17 protein-coding genes and 1 tRNA gene are annotated in these 18131 nt (G+C 42.7%); 6 read left to right on the top strand and 12 right to left on the bottom strand.

The annotated features are described in order from the left end of the window. Window positions 1–161 precede the first annotated feature (161 nt). Entirely contained in the window at window positions 162–1178 is a 1017-nt protein-coding gene (locus tag V7K56_RS25660; RefSeq protein WP_334914899.1) for a helix-turn-helix transcriptional regulator, read from the bottom strand. Between the two features lie 703 nt (window positions 1179–1881). Between V7K56_RS25660 and V7K56_RS25655 the strand changes: the two genes are divergently transcribed. The 3 genes from V7K56_RS25655 to trxA all read left to right on the top strand — a co-directional run bounded on the left by V7K56_RS25655 (window position 1882) and on the right by trxA (window position 4388). After that, window positions 1882–2412 (top strand): YdcF family protein, encoded by a 531-nt coding sequence (locus V7K56_RS25655; RefSeq protein ID WP_334914896.1) that lies wholly within the window; start codon window positions 1882–1884, stop codon window positions 2410–2412. Between the two features lie 149 nt (window positions 2413–2561). Next, window positions 2562–3725 (top strand): GuaB3 family IMP dehydrogenase-related protein, encoded by a 1164-nt coding sequence (locus tag V7K56_RS25650; protein ID WP_334914894.1) that lies wholly within the window; start codon window positions 2562–2564, stop codon window positions 3723–3725. Window positions 3726–4064: 339 nt separating this feature from the next. Beyond that, entirely contained in the window at window positions 4065–4388 is a 324-nt protein-coding gene (gene trxA / locus V7K56_RS25645; RefSeq protein ID WP_104909616.1) for a thioredoxin, read from the top strand. 148 nt (window positions 4389–4536) lie between these two features. Here trxA and V7K56_RS25640 read toward each other — a convergent pair whose 3' ends face one another. Further along, window positions 4537–5130 carry a MarC family protein gene (locus V7K56_RS25640; protein ID WP_334914908.1) on the bottom strand — a complete coding sequence of 198 codons (594 nt, stop codon included), beginning with the start codon at window positions 5128–5130 and terminating at the stop codon, window positions 4537–4539. A gap of 210 nt (window positions 5131–5340) precedes the next feature. On the opposite strand from V7K56_RS25640, the gene V7K56_RS25635 reads away from it, so the two are divergent. Next, entirely contained in the window at window positions 5341–6153 is an 813-nt protein-coding gene (locus tag V7K56_RS25635) for a carbon-nitrogen hydrolase family protein (protein ID WP_334914892.1), read from the top strand. Window positions 6154–6386: 233 nt separating this feature from the next. Here the strand turns inward: V7K56_RS25635 and fba are convergent, their stop codons facing one another. Next, a complete protein-coding gene (gene fba, locus V7K56_RS25630) occupies window positions 6387–7466 on the bottom strand; it encodes a class II fructose-bisphosphate aldolase (RefSeq protein WP_334914890.1) in 1080 nt (359 codons plus the stop codon). 204 nt (window positions 7467–7670) lie between these two features. Here fba and V7K56_RS25625 point away from each other — a divergent pair, with 204 nt between their 5' ends. Beyond that, the gene (locus V7K56_RS25625; RefSeq protein ID WP_334914888.1) at window positions 7671–7820 is read left to right on the top strand and encodes a hypothetical protein; all 150 of its coding nucleotides are present in this window, start codon (window positions 7671–7673) and stop codon (window positions 7818–7820) included. Window positions 7821–7902: 82 nt separating this feature from the next. On the opposite strand, the gene V7K56_RS25620 is transcribed toward V7K56_RS25625, so the two are convergent. The 4 genes from V7K56_RS25620 to pdhA all read right to left on the bottom strand — a co-directional run bounded on the left by V7K56_RS25620 (window position 7903) and on the right by pdhA (window position 12014). Further along, window positions 7903–9231 (bottom strand): sensor histidine kinase, encoded by a 1329-nt coding sequence (locus tag V7K56_RS25620; protein WP_334914886.1) that lies wholly within the window; start codon window positions 9229–9231, stop codon window positions 7903–7905. 498 nt (window positions 9232–9729) lie between these two features. Continuing rightward, window positions 9730–9801 (bottom strand) — tRNA-Lys (locus tag V7K56_RS25615). A 59-nt stretch (window positions 9802–9860) separates the two neighbouring features. Next, on the bottom strand, window positions 9861–10730 hold the full coding sequence (locus V7K56_RS25610; RefSeq protein WP_334914884.1) for an aldose epimerase family protein: 870 nt from the start codon (window positions 10728–10730) through the stop codon (window positions 9861–9863). A 249-nt stretch (window positions 10731–10979) separates the two neighbouring features. After that, window positions 10980–12014, bottom strand: coding sequence for a pyruvate dehydrogenase (acetyl-transferring) E1 component subunit alpha (gene pdhA / locus V7K56_RS25605; RefSeq protein ID WP_334914882.1), 1035 nt, complete (start codon window positions 12012–12014; stop codon window positions 10980–10982). A gap of 940 nt (window positions 12015–12954) precedes the next feature. Here pdhA and V7K56_RS25600 point away from each other — a divergent pair. Then, window positions 12955–15246, top strand: coding sequence for an IMS domain-containing protein (locus tag V7K56_RS25600; RefSeq protein ID WP_334914880.1), 2292 nt, complete (start codon window positions 12955–12957; stop codon window positions 15244–15246). A 21-nt stretch (window positions 15247–15267) separates the two neighbouring features. Here V7K56_RS25600 and V7K56_RS25595 read toward each other — a convergent pair whose 3' ends face one another. The 5 genes from V7K56_RS25595 to V7K56_RS25575 form a co-directional block, all read right to left on the bottom strand. Further along, a complete protein-coding gene (locus V7K56_RS25595; RefSeq protein ID WP_334914878.1) occupies window positions 15268–15687 on the bottom strand; it encodes a hypothetical protein in 420 nt (139 codons plus the stop codon). 131 nt (window positions 15688–15818) lie between these two features. After that, window positions 15819–16145, bottom strand: coding sequence for a hypothetical protein (locus tag V7K56_RS25590; protein WP_334693861.1), 327 nt, complete (start codon window positions 16143–16145; stop codon window positions 15819–15821). Between the two features lie 242 nt (window positions 16146–16387). Further along, a complete protein-coding gene (locus tag V7K56_RS25585; RefSeq protein WP_334914875.1) occupies window positions 16388–17347 on the bottom strand; it encodes an orange carotenoid-binding protein in 960 nt (319 codons plus the stop codon). A gap of 209 nt (window positions 17348–17556) precedes the next feature. Next, window positions 17557–17730: a tyrosine-type recombinase/integrase gene (locus V7K56_RS25580; protein ID WP_442940179.1), complete on the bottom strand. Its 174-nt coding sequence runs from the start codon at window positions 17728–17730 to the stop codon at window positions 17557–17559. A 146-nt stretch (window positions 17731–17876) separates the two neighbouring features. Next, on the bottom strand, window positions 17877–18131 hold the full coding sequence (locus V7K56_RS25575; RefSeq protein WP_442940178.1) for a tyrosine-type recombinase/integrase: 255 nt from the start codon (window positions 18129–18131) through the stop codon (window positions 17877–17879).

Raw genomic sequence — 18131 nt, 5'->3', positions numbered from 1 at the left:
AATTTCAGCTATGCTCTCTAAGTATACAACTTTTATATAGTACTTAGGTACTATAATATTGCGATCACCCTGTGCCAGTTGCGTAAGTCCTGTAATTTTTAGTTTTTTCTAGAGCTTCAGTGTATAGAAGAGTTAGGAGTTAAGTCTATCAATATCCTGCCTTATGATCGAGATCCAGACTTTTTGCCTAACAAACATTCGCTAGGGGTGATACCAAACTTGCGTTTAAAGACAGCAGCAAATTGTCCTAAATGAGAATAGCCAACAAGGTTAGCAACTTCGGCGACACTCCGGTTCTTCTCTCTTAGCCAGCGCTCTGCTTTTTCCATGCGCTTATCTGTAATATAGTTAAAGACACTAGTACCAAAGCATTTATGAAATCCGCGTTGGAGAGTGCGTAGGCGTAGCCCGCCGCAGGCATCGCTCACTCCCACTATTTGCGCTAATTCTAGTATCGACGGCGGATTTTCCAGACAGAAGTGCAAAATATCCCTAGCGTGAAAAATTCGGGCAATAGTTGAGGGCTTTAGTTGTGGCGACCTTTGCAACTCACCCCGATCTGTCAAGATCGGGGTGAGTTGCAACATTATTAGTTCATGTACTTTAGCTTGCAAAAACATTCGTTTCATCATCCCTTGGTAGGGACAACTAATAATTTGCTGTGCAACACCCTGCACAGATGGAGTAATTTTTGGGTACATTAGTGTTTGCCTGTCGTTCCCGTTCAACAAAAAGTGTAATTGAGGGGGAATTTCTCCATCCTCTGTGGGGAAAAAAGTTGCCAATAACTCAGGTGGCATTTCGATGTTGATATGCACAAAAGGCTGTGATTTTTGAAACTCAATTTTCATTGCTCGTCGAACACCGCCACCAGAAATCAGCGTATATCCTCCTTTTAGCTGTCCTCCGTATTCATCTGTGATAATTCCTGTAAGGGAAACGCAAAATTGTAATGGATGACAACAATCAGCGAGTTTAATTAGCACATCATCATGATATTCATAGTTCAAAATTGAAAAACAAACATCGGGATATAATTCAATTTCTTGCACATAGCCCTTGCCGAGTTGCCTGGGCATTTGACAAATAAATTCATCAGGCTCTTGGTTTTGCAAACTGTTTATTTCTGCTTCTGCCCACAGTTCCCTCGACTCTTTGTACGTTAGAGTAATAGTCATGGATAATAGTAATGATAAATTTTCTTAACAATTTTAAGTTAGTATGGCGTTAGCAAAGCTTATGGATACCGTTGGCGAATTCGGAAAAGCAGGATACTAGCTGGTTAGGTTAGTTCAGAAATGAAACGATTAAGAGCCTTCTGAGCAGTTTTATACCCAGATGCTTGCTTACCTAGTTTCAGTTGGGACAAAACATGTTTTTACATCCATATTTCTAGGTGCAAGATGTGAGCAGCCCCACTGGCGGCGCGCCACTCGCTATGCATGAAAGAAACACTCGAAATCTAAAAATCTCGTATTTATAAGGGTTTCGGCTCGTGTTTCTTGAAAGTCATAGGGATACAGCAATGCTGTATCCCTAACAGTGTTACGCCAGTTTGCCAAGTCGGCAGATCCCCGCCCACGCGAATGGCTCCTGTATACCATGCATTCAGTTAAGAACTGCTACATAAAGTGGTTAACACCCTTTGATGAATCGTCCGATATCGGTTAGGATAATCCATCAATTAGAGGAAAAACTCCAGACACGCTTATTCGCGCTGTTACACGAAAAACAACCAAATTTATATTTGGGCAGATTCTTTGGAAGTTTGCTACTCTACTATCAATTGTTTTTCTTATATCCAGAGAAAATTGTGCACTAAGTAAATTAAGTTATTGAGCCTTGAATAAGCTACTCTTTACAAATAAATCTTTTCGTTTTATGGCTTTTGTCCTACCAATAATTACGTGGTGGGGATATAAAGAAGTACAAAATCAATTTGTGCAGCCGCAAGCAGTTGTAGTATTAGGTGGTTCAACGAGACATTTAGAGCGAGAGAAATTTACAGCAAAATTTGTTCGCGAGCATCCAAATATACCGATTTGGATTACGGGCGGTAGTCCACGTACATTCACCCAAAGAGTATTTACCAAAGCTGGAGTTGATCCTCAACGTTTACACTTGGATTATGAAGCAGTAGATACAGTTACTAATTTTACTACTTTGGTAGATGATTTGCAAGCTCGCGGCATTAAGAGCGTTTATTTGATTACTTCAGACTTTCACATGCGCCGGGCTTGTGTCATTGGCGAAATTATTTTGGGTAGTCGGGGTATTTATTTAAAACCAGTGCCAGTTCCGTCAGAAAAACCCCCTGAATCTATCGAAAAATCTGTTCGTGATGGAGCTAGAGCGATAATTTGGTTAGCAACTGGTTACACTGGTGTGGATGCCGCTAAAAATAAACGGTAAATAAAACTAATTTTGGATTTTGACCAATTCAAAATCCAAATGACTAATCACAGCCGTTACTAGTCACTTAATATGGTTCGGAAAAAAACGCCCCAAATTTTCCCACAATTTGATACCCTAGCTTAAACAGATTTGAGTAAAGTTAAAGCGTGGAAATTCAACTTGGGCGGGGAAAAACAGCTCGCAGAGCTTACGGAATAGATGAAATTGCTCTAGCCCCTGGTAACAGAACACTAGACCCTAGTTTGGTAGATACTAAGTGGCGTATTGGCAATATTGAGCGAGAAATCCCGATAATTGCTAGTGCTATGGATAGTGTAGTAGATGTTCGTATGGCTGTACGTTTGTCACAGTTAGGAGCATTAGGTGTCCTCAACTTAGAGGGTATTCAAACTCGCTATGCCGACCCAGAGCCAATATTAGATCGGATTACCTCTGTGGGGAAAGATGAATTTGTTGCCCTCATGCAAGAACTCTATGCCGAACCAATAAAGCCGGAATTAATTGAACAACGTATTCAGGAAATAAAACAACAAGGTGGCATTGCCGCAGTGAGTGCGACTCCAGCGGGCGCAAGTAAATACGGTGAGGCGGTGGCAAAAGCTGGGGCTGATTTATTTTTTGTCCAAGCTACAGTAGTTTCTACTGCACATCTGTCACCAGAGTCTTTAGTACCACTCGATTTAGCAGAATTTTGCCGTTCCATGCCCATCCCCGTGGTATTGGGGAATTGCGTGACTTACGAAGTCACGTTGAATTTGTTGAAAGCTGGGGCAGCTGGGGTACTGGTGGGAATTGGGCCTGGTGCGGCTTGTACTTCTCGTGGGGTGTTGGGTGTAGGTGTGCCACAGGCGACTGCGATCGCAGATTGTGCTGCAGCACGAGATGATTACTATAACGAAACTGGCAACTATATCCCCATTATTGCTGATGGCGGTTTAATCACTGGTGGCGACATTTGCAAATGTATCGCCTGTGGTGCTGATGGTGTGATGATTGGCTCCCCCTTTGCTAGAGCCGCCCAAGCCCCTGGACGAGGTTATCATTGGGGTATGGCGACTCCTAGCCCAGTCTTGCCCCGTGGCACCCGCATTCGCGTTGCCACCACTGGTAGCTTAGAGCAAATACTCATTGGCCCAGCAGGACTAGATGATGGTACTCACAATCTTTTAGGAGCCTTAAAGACCAGCATGGGTACTTTGGGAGTGAAAAATATTAAAGAAATGCAGCAAGTGGAAGTTGTAATTGCACCTTCTTTATTAACCGAGGGCAAAGTTTACCAAAAAGCTCAACAATTAGGTATGGGGAAATAAAATTTGGGCATGGGGCATCGGCATAAGGGAGATAAAGGCGACAAGGAGAAAAACCAATGCCCAATGCCCAACATCAAATTCTTCAATAAATTTTTCTAGCCCCCTAAACAATTGCTGGAAAAATCCGGTATGTCGCTTACAATAGAAATAGCGGAGACGCATGTTTCCGTTCACTCCTCACACCACACTCCGCCCGGACTACTGTTCGGGCGGTTCCTTATATTTGTAAATAAATTCTAGAGCTTCTTTGCAAATGTACATCCTCGCACTCCCAAGCTGAGGTTTTTGCTATGGTAGAATTTTCACCAAGTTCAGATATTATTGGCGAAGGTTTTAGGCATGTCAACAGCCGCACAAGTTACCGATTCTAGTTTCAAGCAAGAAGTACTCGACAGCGATGTACCCGTTTTAGTTGACTTTTGGGCACCCTGGTGCGGACCATGCCGTATGGTAGCTCCTGTTGTCGATGAAATCTCCGAACAGTACAAAGGTCAAATAAAGGTCGTAAAAGTCAACACAGATGAAAATCCGAATGTTGCTAGTCAGTACGGCATTCGCAGCATTCCCACATTAATGATTTTTAAGGGTGGACAAAAAGTGGATATGGTGGTCGGCGCTGTGCCTAAAACTACATTAGCTTCCACTCTCGAAAAGCATCTTTGAAACTCAATTGGCAATAAAATCCTCTTGAGTTATCCATTTTGTTTTAACTTTAAGTTAATTTTCATAAACAAGTTTGAGAGGTGCGAATTTCCTGTCTCTCAAACTTGTTTACATTTGTGTACAGTCTGAGAATATTTTTAGGAGTTTTCTAGCTCAAAAATAACTCCCTAATTCCCCCACTACCAATTTCCACCGCTAGCGCCGCCAACAGAAAGCCTAAAAGCTGAGTCACAATTACTCCACCTTCTGCACCAATCCACCGATCAATCAGATTTGCTAAACGCAAAATCAACCAAGTGACAAACATTGCCCCTAATATACCCACCACGACACCAATATGTGGACTCTGTGATTTCGACATCAGTAACATCACCGTCGTCAAAGTCCCTGGCCCCGCTAGTAACGGTAAAGCTAGTGGAGTAATTGCGACATCACGTCCTTCCTCAATAATCGGCTGATCTAATTCTCCCCGCAGCATTTGCAAAGCAATTAACAGCAACAATAGTCCTCCTGCTACTCGCAAAGAGCCGATACTGATTTCCAAATAATTTAAAATTACTTGCCCTGCAAAGGCAAATAGCAAAAGAACTGCGATCGCAATGATAATTGCTTTATCTATAACTTTGTTTCTTTGGTCTGGCATCATGCCTTTAGTCAAAACTAAAACAATTGGTATATTGCCCACTGCATCTGCCAGAATAAACACAGCGATAAATGTTTGAATGAGAATAGGAATATCCACAGCAGGTAGCTTTGATCGGGGTTTAATCACAACCTAATCTTAATCTTGCTCAGTTTGCTAGAACCCAGAGGAAGATTAAGATCAGCAATAAAACAAGGCTGTTAAAAAAAAGCAACACTTACACATTTCTAATTAAGTTCCACAGATTTTGAAGTAGCGATATATTTTGATAATCTATCTTCCATAAATCAACTGTTCATTGTTGAATCTATGAAGTCTTATTTAGCCGCCGCTATTCAATTGACTAGTGTGCCCGATTTACACAAAAATTTGGCACAGGCAGAAGAATTAATAGAACTTGCCGTGCGTCAAGGTGCTGAATTGGTAGGTTTGCCAGAAAACTTTTCCTATATGGGAGAAGAAAAAGATAAACTCGCACAAGGTGATGCGATCGCTCTTGAAAGTGAAAAATTTCTCAAAAAAATGGCTCAACGCTTTCAAATTACCATCTTGGGCGGCAGCTTTCCAGTTCCTGTAGATAATACAGGCAGAGTTTATAACACTACTTTACTCATCAACCCCAGCGGTCAAGAGCTTGCCCGCTACTACAAAGTACACCTATTTGATGTTAATGTCCCTGACGGCAACACCTACCGCGAATCGAGCACAGTTGTGGCTGGTACGCAACTGCCCCCCGTATATTTTTCAGAAAAGCTCGGTAATTTAGGGCTTTCTATTTGTTATGATGTCCGATTCCCAGAACTGTATCGTCATATGGCAGATAAGGGAGTCGATGTTATCTTTATTCCCGCCGCTTTTACCGCTTTTACAGGTAAAGACCACTGGCAAGTACTACTACAAGCCAGAGCCATCGAAAATACCGCCTACGTCATTGCTCCCGCCCAAACGGGGAATAACTATGCCCGTCGTCTAACCCACGGTCACGCGGTCATTATCGACCCTTGGGGTGTAATTTTAGCCGATGCTGGAGAAAAACCGGGAATTGCGATCGCAGAAATCAAACCTACTAGGCTCGAACAAGTCCGCCGTCAAATGCCTTCCTTACAACATCGGGTATTTTAGGGATTGGAGAAAAAGCAAGGGAGCAGGGGGAGAAATCAATTCAAAATTCAAAATTCAAAATTCAAAATTCAAAATTGAAGATTCAATCGCCATGCCCAATGCTCCATTCCCAATTCCCACACCTGAATGAATAAAATAAAAAACCGGGTAAACACCCGGTTTCTGACAACATTAAAACCCTCAGTTTTTGAAGAGCATAGCAGTACTGTGCCCCTATTTATTTGTTGTCAAAATTAAACTTTAGCAGCTGATTTGGTAACAACGTTAAGTTCACCTTTAGCATACTTAGCAGCAAAGTCTTCCAAAGTAATTTGCTTAATCTTACTGGCATTACCAGCTGTGCCAAATTGCTGGTAGCGTTCAGCACAAACCTTCTGCATGTATGCAATGGAAGGTTTGAGGAAGTGACGAGGGTCAAACTCCTCTGGTTTTTTAGACAAAGCTTCACGGACAGCAGCAGTAATAGCTAAACGGTTGTCAGTGTCGATGTTTACTTTACGTACACCACTCTTGATGCCTTTTTGGATTTCTTCTACAGGTACGCCGTAGGTTTCAGGAATTGCACCGCCATATTGATTAATTAGTGCAAGTAAATCTTCTGGTACAGAAGAAGAACCGTGCATTACCAAGTGGGTGTTAGGCAGACGGCGGTTAATTTCTTCAATGCGGCTGATTGCTAAAATTTCCCCAGTCGGCTTGCGGGTAAACTTGTAAGCACCGTGGCTGGTGCCAATAGCAACTGCTAAAGCATCTACCTGGGTTTGCTCTACGAAGTCAACCGCTTGGTCAGGGTCAGTCAACAGTTGGGAATGGTCGAGTGTACCCTCGAACCCGTGACCATCTTCAGCTTCACCCGCACCTGTTTCTAGAGAACCCAAGCAACCGAGTTCGCCTTCAACGCTAACTCCCAAGGAATGAGCTACTTTCACTACTTCGCGGGTAACATTAACGTTGTACTCGTAGCTAGCAGGAGTCTTAGCATCAGCTTCCAGCGAACCATCCATCATCACGCTGGTGAAGTTGTTCTTAATTGCTGAGTAGCAGGTAGAAGGCTCATTACCATGATCTTGGTGCATGACAATGGGAATATGAGGATAGGTTTCTACGGCTGCCAAAATCAGGTGACGTAGAAAGTTTTCTCCTGCATAATTACGAGCGCCGCGTGAAGCTTGTAAAATTACGGGGCTATCTGTCTCGACAGCAGCTTTCAGAATCGCCTGAATCTGCTCCAAATTGTTAACGTTGAAAGCTGGGATGCCGTAACCGTTTTCAGCTGCGTGATCCAACAGCAGCCGCAGTGGTACAAGCGCCATAGATAGTCCTCCTAATGTGGTTGTCAGCTAGTCTGTGTGAGAGAAGCGTAATTCTTACGCTAAATCTTAAGAGTTTTTTCAACTTATAGGAAATTATAACTAGTGTCGTGTGTCTATGTTGAAAAAGTTTACGCCATCGCTCATAAACATGCCTTATACTTCACCTATTCTACTGTATGGTAAGCTACCCTACGTTTAAAGGCTTTGGTAGCTCTGTATCCTAGATTGCTGAGTGAAGGTGAGCGCCTACGACGGTTGGGAACGCTTTTCTATGAGACTTACGCGATCGCGATCGCACTCAACCCATCTGTCAAATCTCAATTCAAATTAAAAGCGATCGCATTTCCTAAATGAACGAGCAAAGATCGCTCTTTCTAAGTCTTCAAATTCAGTAGACCGAAAAGTTCTGCACTAAAGTAAAATTAGATACCTAAATTTATGAAGCATTGTTTAGACAGTTATGTCGAATCGGGATCTCAATCACAAACTCGGTTTCCTGATCGGGTATGGAATGGCACCGCAATGAGCCATTATGCTTCTCGGTAACAATCTGGTGGCTGATCGACAATCCCAATCCAGTTCCCTTGCCAACTGGCTTAGTGGTGAAGAATGGGTCAAACAATCGTTCTTGGGCGAATTTTGGGATACCAAGACCGTTATCTACAATCCGAATTTGTACATGATGTGAATCAAGCATCTTAGTACAAATCAGAATTTGACTGGGCTGTTGCTCAATCTCGCTAAACGTACGCTGTAGGTCTCGTTCTTCAAGGACATCGATTGCATTACAAATGATATTCATAAACACCTGGTTCAGTTGAGAAGCTTTGCACTCAACCAGCGGTAGGTTGCCGTAATTCTTAACCACTTTAATTTCCTGGTCAAACTTGCCTTTCAGACGATGCTGCAAAATCATCAGCGTACTATCAATACCCTCATGGATGTTGACCTGTTTGACCTCAGCTTCATCCATACGGGAGAAGTTCCGTAAAGAGCGGACAATTGTTTGAATTCGGACTGCTCCAACTTCCATTGAGGAAAGTAACTTAGGCAAATCTTCTAGCAGGAAATCTAGGTCCATCTCCTCACTTTCGTACTGGATTTCCGCCACTGGTCTGGGATAATGCTTTTGATACAACCGCAGCAGTCTTAATAGGTCTTGAGTATAGTCATTGGCAGGCTTGAGGTTGGCATAGATGAAGTTCACTGGGTTATTAATTTCATGCGCTACCCCAGCGACTAATTGCCCTAAACTAGACATTTTCTCATTTTGCACTAGCTGAGTTTGCGTTCGCTTCAGTTCAAGTAAGGTAGTTTCCAACTCGGTTGCTTTCTGACGCAGCTGAGCTTCTGACTCTTGCAAAGCTTTTTCAACTTGTTTTCCAACACTGATATCACGAGCAATTTTGGAGACACCAATGATTGTACCTGTCGAATTTTTAATCGGAGAAATTGTTAGCGAGATATCAATCAGTGTCCCATCTTTGTGTTGACGCACGGTTTCAAAGTGTTCAACTCGTTCTCCTTGCCTCAATTTCTGAATAATTTGAGTTTCCTCGTTAATCCGATCGGGAGGAATAAGTATTGTCACATGTTGACCAAGCACTTCTTTTCCCTTATAGCCAAATATTCTTTCTGCACCAAGATTCCAGCTAACAATTATTCCATCTAAGGTTTTGCTGATAATAGCATCCTCAGAGGACTCTACAATTGCCGCTAGGCGAAACAAAGCTTCCTCAGCTTGCTCGCATGTCAAATTTTCCATATTAATTTACTTCCTAAATTAATAGATAAAGGGCATACCCAAATTCTTGACTATTGTCTGTTCCAAATACTCTTTTTTTGTTCCCATAAAAGAAAAAGAGTCAGCTTTACACAACTTTTATTAGTATTCCCTTAAGTATTAAATAATTAACATTTAAGTTTTTATAACTTATGTATTATACGTATATACTATAAAAATCATATTTGATTTCTAAAAAACTACGATACATACCGAAAAATATATGTATAATAATAAACAAAAACAAAGCGGTATCTACAAGCTGCGATCGCAGAAGTAGCCGTAAAATCACTGAAATAGGCAGACAACTCAGTTAATTTCGATTAATCTGTAATCTTTTTTTATCTTCAGCAAAAAGCGACCGCTCATCTGAAAATTTTTTATTCCCCAGAGCGATCGGATTCACAATTTTTTTGATAGCCATAGAGCTAGCCTCGACTTTTATTCTCAAAGACTTAGCAAGCATTTTTTCCTTGAATATGGGTCGCCCGGGATTCGAACCCGGAACTAATCGGTTAAAAGCCGAGTACTCTACCGTTGAGTTAGCGACCCTTTTTTGCTTTTTGCAACTTTGCCATCATAGCATGAATATCTGTAGATTTGTAAAGGCTTTAGAAAAAATCTGCCCTGAAGCGCACAGATGCTGTGTAGCTGCTTTTTGGTTCTAACACAGTCAGATGTTCACCAGTGTTCAAGGAGTTGCGGGGAGCGCTCCACGGTTCTAAACAATAGAAATCTTTGCCTTTGAGCGTCCAAAACACCAAAATTGGATATTCATTGCCATAATCTAGAGTTAGTTTTAACTTCCGGTTGTTGTCTGTCACAGCAGCAGATTGACTGGTTAGTTGCTTAAAGGCAATGTCAATTTCATCGCGGCTAAAGTCAAAATTACCATTGAAGGAGTGAATTTCCTTGGTTATCTGGTCTTGATACTTTTGCGAAGGAATTTCAAACTCTAGCCCAGCTTTATCAACTGTTAAAAAATAAGGATGGAAACCCGTTGAAAAGGGTAGTGATGTGGATGAAAGATTTTTATACTGCTGGCGAATTTTTAAGGTATTACCTTGGAGTTCATAAGTAAACAGCACTTGAAAGTCAAAAGGATAAACTGCCCGTGTTTGCTCGTTGCTGTTGAGAACGAGGGTGAGGCTAGCTTTATCTTGAGTAACTTGGTCAGTTACTTCCCACGGTAGATCACGGGCAAAACCGTGTTGTTTAAGAGTATACTGTTGCCCATTATAAGTATAAGTATTATCCGGTATATTGCCGCAGATGGGAAACAAAATAGGATTTCCACCTCTGACACTCAACTCAGGATGAGTAAAGCGTTCAGTGTCCAGGTAGAAAATTTCTTGCCCTTGAATGCGCCAACGGGTGATGATCCCACCACGTTCTGGTACGACTTCCAACTGAGAACTTGCGGCTTCGTCAGAAAGAATGTACGTCTTGTACTGTTGCTGTTGAACTGCAATGCTAAACATAATTTTAGTCCTAATTGGGCATAGGGCATTGGGCATGGGGCATGGAGCATGAAGAAGAGACAAGGTAGACAAGGAAGAGAGGGGAGACAAGGAGAGAAGTCTGAGCGCCGGCTTCCGGCGTTGGCGTAGCCCGCCGTAGGCATCAGAACTTCGGGGAGAGACTTGTTCAATAATTTCCCCTTTGTCCCCTTTGTCCCCCTTGTCCCCTTGTCTCCTCTGCCTCCCTCCCCCATGCCCAATTCCCAAAATTTATTCGTCTTCTGCAAACACGAAACGATATAACTCACTGGGGTCTGGTTCGGGGCTACTTTCGGCGAATTTAACTGCCTCGTCGATTACACTCTGAATTTTATGGTCAACGGCTTTGAGTTCTTCCTCATTCGCCAAGTTTTGCTCTAGCAAATAAGTTGCCAACTTCTTAATTGGGTCACGGGCGAACCAAAATTCCTTCTCAGCTTTGCTTCGCATTTCATCAGGGTCTGCCAAGGAGTGACCCCGGAAGCGGTAAGTAAGTGCCTCAATTAATGTTGGACCTTCACCTGCACGGGCACGGGCTACAGCTTCTTGGGCTACGGCTCGTACTGCTAGTACATCCATGCCATCTACTTCCACACCCACCATGTTAAATACACTGGCTTTTTTATAAATCTCTGGCTGGGAAGTGGCTCGTTCGTGAGACATCCCAATAGCCCACTTATTATTTTCGACTACAAACAGAATTGGCAGTTTCCATAGGGCTGCCATATTTAGCGTCTCGAAAAACTGACCGTTATTAGCTGCACCGTCGCCAAAAAAGCAAGCTGTTACTTGGTCAGCATTTTGATCTTTTAGCACTTCGCGGCGGTATTTAGTTTGAAAAGCCGCTCCAGCTGCTACAGGAATTCCCTCAGCCACAAAAGCATAGCCACCCAGCAAGCGATGTTCGGCAGAAAACATGTGCATGGAACCACCGCGGCCTTTGCTGCAACCTGTGGCTTTGCCAAATAACTCTGCCATTACCTCTTTTGCTGGTACTCCCGCGCTCAGAGCATGAACATGGTCGCGGTAGGTACTGCAAACGAAATCTTCACCCGGTCGCATTGACTGCACAACACCACTGCAAACGGCTTCTTGACCGTTGTACAAATGGACAAAACCAAACATTTTGCCCCTGTAGTACATTTCAGCGCACTTGTCTTCAAACAAGCGCCCTAATACCATGTCTTCATACAACCGTAACCCTTCTTCTTTTGTAATTTGCGTAGTAGCAGGATTAAAAGTGGGTAAAGTACGCTCTTGAACCATTATTTTTGAGTATCCCTGTTGTACAACTTAAAATTACGGTCTTAAATAAGTTGGTCTGATAACACCTCAGCTTTTAACAGGCTAGCGTTTGTAAGACTCAACAATCAAACTTTATTTATGCACCAAAAAAGGGTCTTAGGGAATAGCTGAATTTTTTATTTTGCGGAAAGTCTGAGCTAAGGCTTCCTTAGACCAGAACTTTCCAAGACGGATTTTTAACTTTTCAGCTCATACCCCGTGAGGATTTGACTCTAACGGCAATATCTGCCGCTTTAGGTTTTCTCTCTCACTATTCCCCTTCACAGACTAGCAATCAAGATAGACTGCTTTCTGCATATCCATTAACAATTTACGTTTAATGTGAATTAAGCTTTGAAACCCTTGTAATTTCATAGGTAATCCCAAAACTATGATTTTGAGCGAATCTAGAAACCCTTATAGAATAAGCGGCGTTTCTAATTCACATCAGACGTAATTTAAAAAAAGCAAGCAAAAATTTATAATACCCAAATAGGTAATTGTAATGAAGGGTAAATTATGATATGATTTTTGTCTCCTTGTTATCAGGGTAAATCCTCAATAGTGGTATTTTTGTTACTGCCTAGTGGGAAAGTCCCAAAAAAATCAATCATCAATAGATTCTTCTAGCCACAACAATTATGCCGTAATTAAAAGTGGTAGTTGTGGTTTGTGGTATCGAAGGCTGATAATAGTTGTGTTAAACAAAAATACTAAGAATTAAAACAAACAATTGAGGCTTTCTAGGCGAAAGCAAAAAATTAGTACTAAAATGTGACTCAAAATTTCGGGAAGGTACAAAACAAGTTGTTGCAATATACACTTGTAGAGTAAATTCTATACCGCATTTTTATGGCACAGTTTTACAGGCCTGGAACGCTCTAGGTGAATTATGTTGATCGCGGTGCAGGGGAAGTAGGCTGTGCGAATCCCGCTAGATTACTACCGAATTTTAGGACTACCGTTAGCGGCAAGTGATGAACAATTGCGGCAGGCATACAGCGATCGCATTGTACAATTGCCACGACGTGAGTATTCTCAGGCAGCAATTTCTTCTCGTAAACAACTCATAGAAGAAGCTTACGTGGTTTTATCAGATCCAAAACAACGCAGTACCTACGATCAGCTTTATCTTGCTCACGCCTATGACCCTGATAACCTTGCTGCTGCCGCAGTAGCACTGGAAAATCGTCCAGAAAGCACCAAAAGGGGTAGTGATACCCAGAGTCTGGGGATCGAAATTACCCAAGACGAATTAGTTGGCGCTTTATTAATTTTGCAAGAGTTGGGGGAATACGAACTTGTACTGAAACTAGGTCGTCCGTACCTAGTAAGTAAAAATGGTGCTACAAGTGCAAGAAAGAGCAATAATTTAGCAGACGAAGAAATACATGAAAGTGCTGAACATCCAGATGTTGTTCTCACTGTTGCCCTTGCTTGTCTAGAATTAGGTCGCGAACAGTGGCAACAAGGTCACTATGAAAATGCCGCCATATCTTTAGAAACTGGTCAAGAACTGCTAGTACGCGAAGGGTTGTTCGCCAGTGTTCAGGCAGAAATTCAGGCGGATCTTTATAAATTGCGACCATATCGAATTTTGGAGTTACTGGCACTACCTCAAGAAAAGACTGCCGAACGAAGCCAAGGTTTGGAATTATTGCAAAACCTCTTAGAAGATCGCGGCGGGATTGATGGCACGAACAATGATGACTCTGGTTTAAATATAGATGACTTTCTGCGATTTATCCAGCAGTTACGCAACCACTTAACAGTCGCCGAGCAGCACAAGCTATTTGAAGCCCAAAGCAAACGTCCTTCTGCTGTTGCCACTTACTTAGCTGTTTATGCATTAATAGCACGGGGATTTGCTCAACGGCAACCTGCTTTAATTCGTCAAGCAAGGCAAATGCTCATACGTCTGAGTAAGCGCCAAGATGTACATTTAGAACAATCTTTATGTGCGTTACTTTTGGGACAAACCCAAGAAGCAACTCGGGTTTTAGAACTTAGTCAGGAGTACGAAGCTTTAGCTTTTATTAGAGAAAAATCTCAAGACTCTCCAGATTTGTTACCAGGGCTATGTCTATATGCAGAACAGTGGTTGCAACATGAAGTATTTCCCCATTTTCGAGATTTAGCAAACCAGCAAGCTTTTCTAAAAGATTACTTTGCTAACCAACAGGTACAAGCTTATTTAGAAGCACTGCCAACAGATGCAGAAACAACTAATGAGTGGGCTGTAATTAACCCCCAAAATTTTCCCCAGCCACAGACAAATAATTCGCCTTTCCCTAAGAATTCAACTAGGAATCCAAGGGAATTTAATCATAGCAGAACACCTGACCTAGATTTGCCAGAAACACCAGAATATTCAAACTTCTCACCACCTATGTGGAATTCATCTGGAAGTGTAAAATCAGAGGTTCCTGCTGCTGAACGAACTAGCAGAGGCACTAATCAGCATTTGAACGGTTCAGCTAAAAGTGCTACACCTGCTCATAACCAAAAGCGTCGGCGGAGAAAACCTACTCCATCTGCTATCCGGGAGCGTGTACCGGATAACCGTCCCCATTCTCGTCGTCCTCGGCGACGGCGAACTTTTGCTAACACCATCGAAGGGAAAACACGGCTGGTATGGAGAGTGTTTATTTCTTTGGTGAGTCTATTAGTTTTCTGGGTGTTAGCCACAACAACTTTTGGATGGTTAAAAAATCTGTTTTTTCCTACACGATCTGTACCTACTTCACAGTTGTTTGTACAAATAAATCAACCACCAATATCTATTCCCGATCCAAATAGTCAACCACAAGGATTAGATGGCCCTTTAACAGATGCAGCGGCGGAGGAAGTGATTCGGACTTGGTTATCGACCAAAGCTGAAGCTTTCGGGCCGAATCATGAAATTAATAATTTAGAGCAGATTTTAACTGGTTCAGCTTTGTCTAAATCGCGGCAGACTGGTGAACAGTATAGGCTAGAAAACCAATATTACAAGTACGACCATAGTCTGAAGATAGAATCTGTAGAAAAAGTTGATTTATTTGCAGATCGTGCCGTAGTAAAAGCTACGGTTAAGGAAGCGAAGCAGTTATATGAAAATGGTCAGTTTCAAAAGTCTTCTAACGAGGATTTGCGAGTTCAATATGATTTGATTCGAGAACGAGGTAAATGGCGCATCCAGAGTATATCTGCTGTCAATCAGATAATTAGATAAGTTTGAATTTTTAGGCGATGTCTACGACAGGGTAAGGATGATTCCACCAATTACTAAACCAATAAGTTGAGAACAGGCTAGTTCTGGGTGTAGTCTTAACAGTAGGTTATTGCTGAGGGTGAAGAGGGCGATGAGTAACCAGTAGAGCAAGCCATCGCCCATCTGTTCTTGACCAAATAAGGAACGCCAGGGGAAAGAACTAGCGAAAGTTGCAATTAACCTAATTCCCAAAAATATTTCCCACAATAACCTGTTAATTTTCCAACTTTGAGACAGCTTTAGCCAACTGTGTATAGCCCTCGTTGTAACTGGTTTTATACCTGAAAAGTTTCCCCTCTCCCTGTGTTGGAGGCTGGTATCCTGCCCCCCTTGGTTGTTATAAGCTCTGATAATCAGCTTGGGTCTAATGCCCCTAGAGCCAATGACATCTCCACGCTGCACTTTGCAGCTCTCGTTAATTCTGGCAGCGGCATACAGGCACAGACCAAATAAAGCGCGATCGCGCTCAAGAACAGGTTAATCTGGGGCTGAATGCTTTACTGTCAGTACCATTCGCTAATGACTATAACAGCCTACATCCGTGACAGAACAGCAACCTTGGATAGCTTGTCTTTATCCAGCCCTTGGAGTTCATTCAGATGTAGCCAGCCTTCTTTAACTAATCCAGCAAAGACAAACAGCAAAACTGAGTATTGGTAGTCATACTTACCCTCAATTTCATGCCTTTTAGCACTCAAGAAATCGTGTAACTGCCAGAGTTCACCCAAGTCCACAAGCGTACTTGCCTGCTTTTGAACTTGTTTAAGCAAAGCCTCAATTTCTCGTTCGTAGGCCTTATCAAAGGCAGTTCGAGCTATTTTCTTCTCAATGTCCGTCCATTCAGCTTCACTTGCTTGCATGATTCAACCTGAAATTTCTACGATAGTTATTTGGTTAGGATTGTTCCGTTTGCCCAGATTAATTGAGCGCTATAGGTTAAGAAAGCGCTCAGTATGAGCATCGGCGATTTACTTGTCTCTTGCGTCTGTTTAGTAGTTCATCAACCCCGAAATAACGCCTGTATCTAAGTCGGGTAAAGGGGAAAGGAAATAAACCTTTCCCCCTTTGCCAATAAATCGCTTTTGTTAACGAAAGTGAACTACTAGCGAACTAAGTTCAAAAGTTCTTTGGGAGAAGCTAACAAGTCAATGGCTACGAAAAAGATATTACCTTGCGGGTTGAGCAAGAATCGCCAAGCCATATTCATGCCTACTGCTGCACCAAACCAAGGGGTTTGAACCTTGCCTGTCACTTTCACCTGAGTATAGCCATCGTCTGTAGGTTCAGCGACACCGCGTTCTGGAAGCAAACTCAGGTTCTGGCATTCTTCCCGGAAGAACCGCAAGATCGCATCTTTGCCCACGATTGGTCTCTGGAAGGGAGGCTGCAAAGCACCGTCTACCACGAACAGTTTGATCAGCTCATCAAAGTCATTTGCATTCAATAGGTTCATGTAACTCAACACAGTTGGGTTGTCGATACCTTGAATGGTGACTTGAGTGCGCTCTTGCATTTGTTTGGGCGCAACCACAGGTTCAGAAATTCTGGTGTAGCCGCCTAGTTTATTTGCATCAAACCCCATGTCCACAACGGAGTTCCGCAACACGGTAATCTGTTGTCCTTGATCCAAGCTTTTGAGAGTTTCCAATACAGCATTAGCGTTAGCTGATAGCTTATAGCCAGCCGGAATTGGCGCGACAATTCCTTGCTCCATCCATTCTCCAAGCTGATTCCAGAAACCTAACTTAATATTAGGCGACCAAGTAGCATAGGTACGGCAAATGGTTGTATCTGCATGGTTTGCTAGATCGCACATTACCTGAGTTTGCTCAGGAAATGTCATTTGCTTGATTTGCTTCAGGGTTCCTTCTGCAAACTGCATACTGGCTGCGCCAGGAGCCGCAACCGTCACGGTCTTACCCATCTCCAAGAAAGCGAACCATGTCCATGCAAGTTGATCTTCGGCGCTAAGTTGGTTGAATCGAGCAGTTAGAGCTGGCACGGCATCAGCCGACAGTGTGGTGGGGAAAATGCCACGAGCGGATTCGATAGTAATTGCCATATAGAGGATTACCTCACTAAGTTTTCAACTGACACAATGTGGAGCAAGACACATAGCTTACAGTTTTGCTCCTCAACCAAAATATCACAAATATTTACAAAATTTAAAATATATTTACATGAACCGGCGCAACTTACTTCCGTTGTCAGCTGTTATACCGCGTCAGTAATCGCGCCAGTTAGAGTTGATTCTTTAATTCCCTTAGAATGTTACAAATCACCCCAATCAAAATTTAGGAACCGCCCAGCATTCAGCTTGGTATATTTTTCAGTGTGTTTGATATCGCGGTGTCCCGGAAAGTCTTGAATTTCTCTAGTGTTATAACCCTGATTCACCAGATAGTAACCGCAAGCATGGCGCATCATGTGACAGTGAACTTTGATATCAAGCCCTGCCTGCGCTGCCAGTCGCCCAATCAGTTTTCGCGCTGCATCAGTAGACTAGGACTTACGCACGCTCTACGAATTCTTGGCATTCTTCTCTTCGAGACGCTTCGCGAAGGCGTCTTAGCGGTTCGATAAATCAAGGTTTATGGCAATTTTTGCGTAAGTCCTGTAGACATTACCTCACCGCGCTCGGAAACGAAAATGTATTTGCTATCAGGTAGCATTTCTCTGAGTTCTTTAAGCAAAACCAATTCATCATCTCTCAAGGGATGCACCCCAGAGTCACTGCCCTTTTCCCTGGTGATGAAAATCTGATGTTCGGTCCACATCAGTGCATCCCAGCGCAAACCGCATTTAGATCCTACAGCTTCCCCTACCCTCAGACCGTGGCGAAACAT

This window comes from Nostoc sp., from assembly GCF_036917535.1.
Lineage (GTDB): Bacteria > Cyanobacteriota > Cyanobacteriia > Cyanobacteriales > Nostocaceae > Nostoc.
The sequence above is the reverse complement of the archived record's forward strand: the minus strand, read 5'-3'. Positions and strand labels throughout refer to the sequence as shown.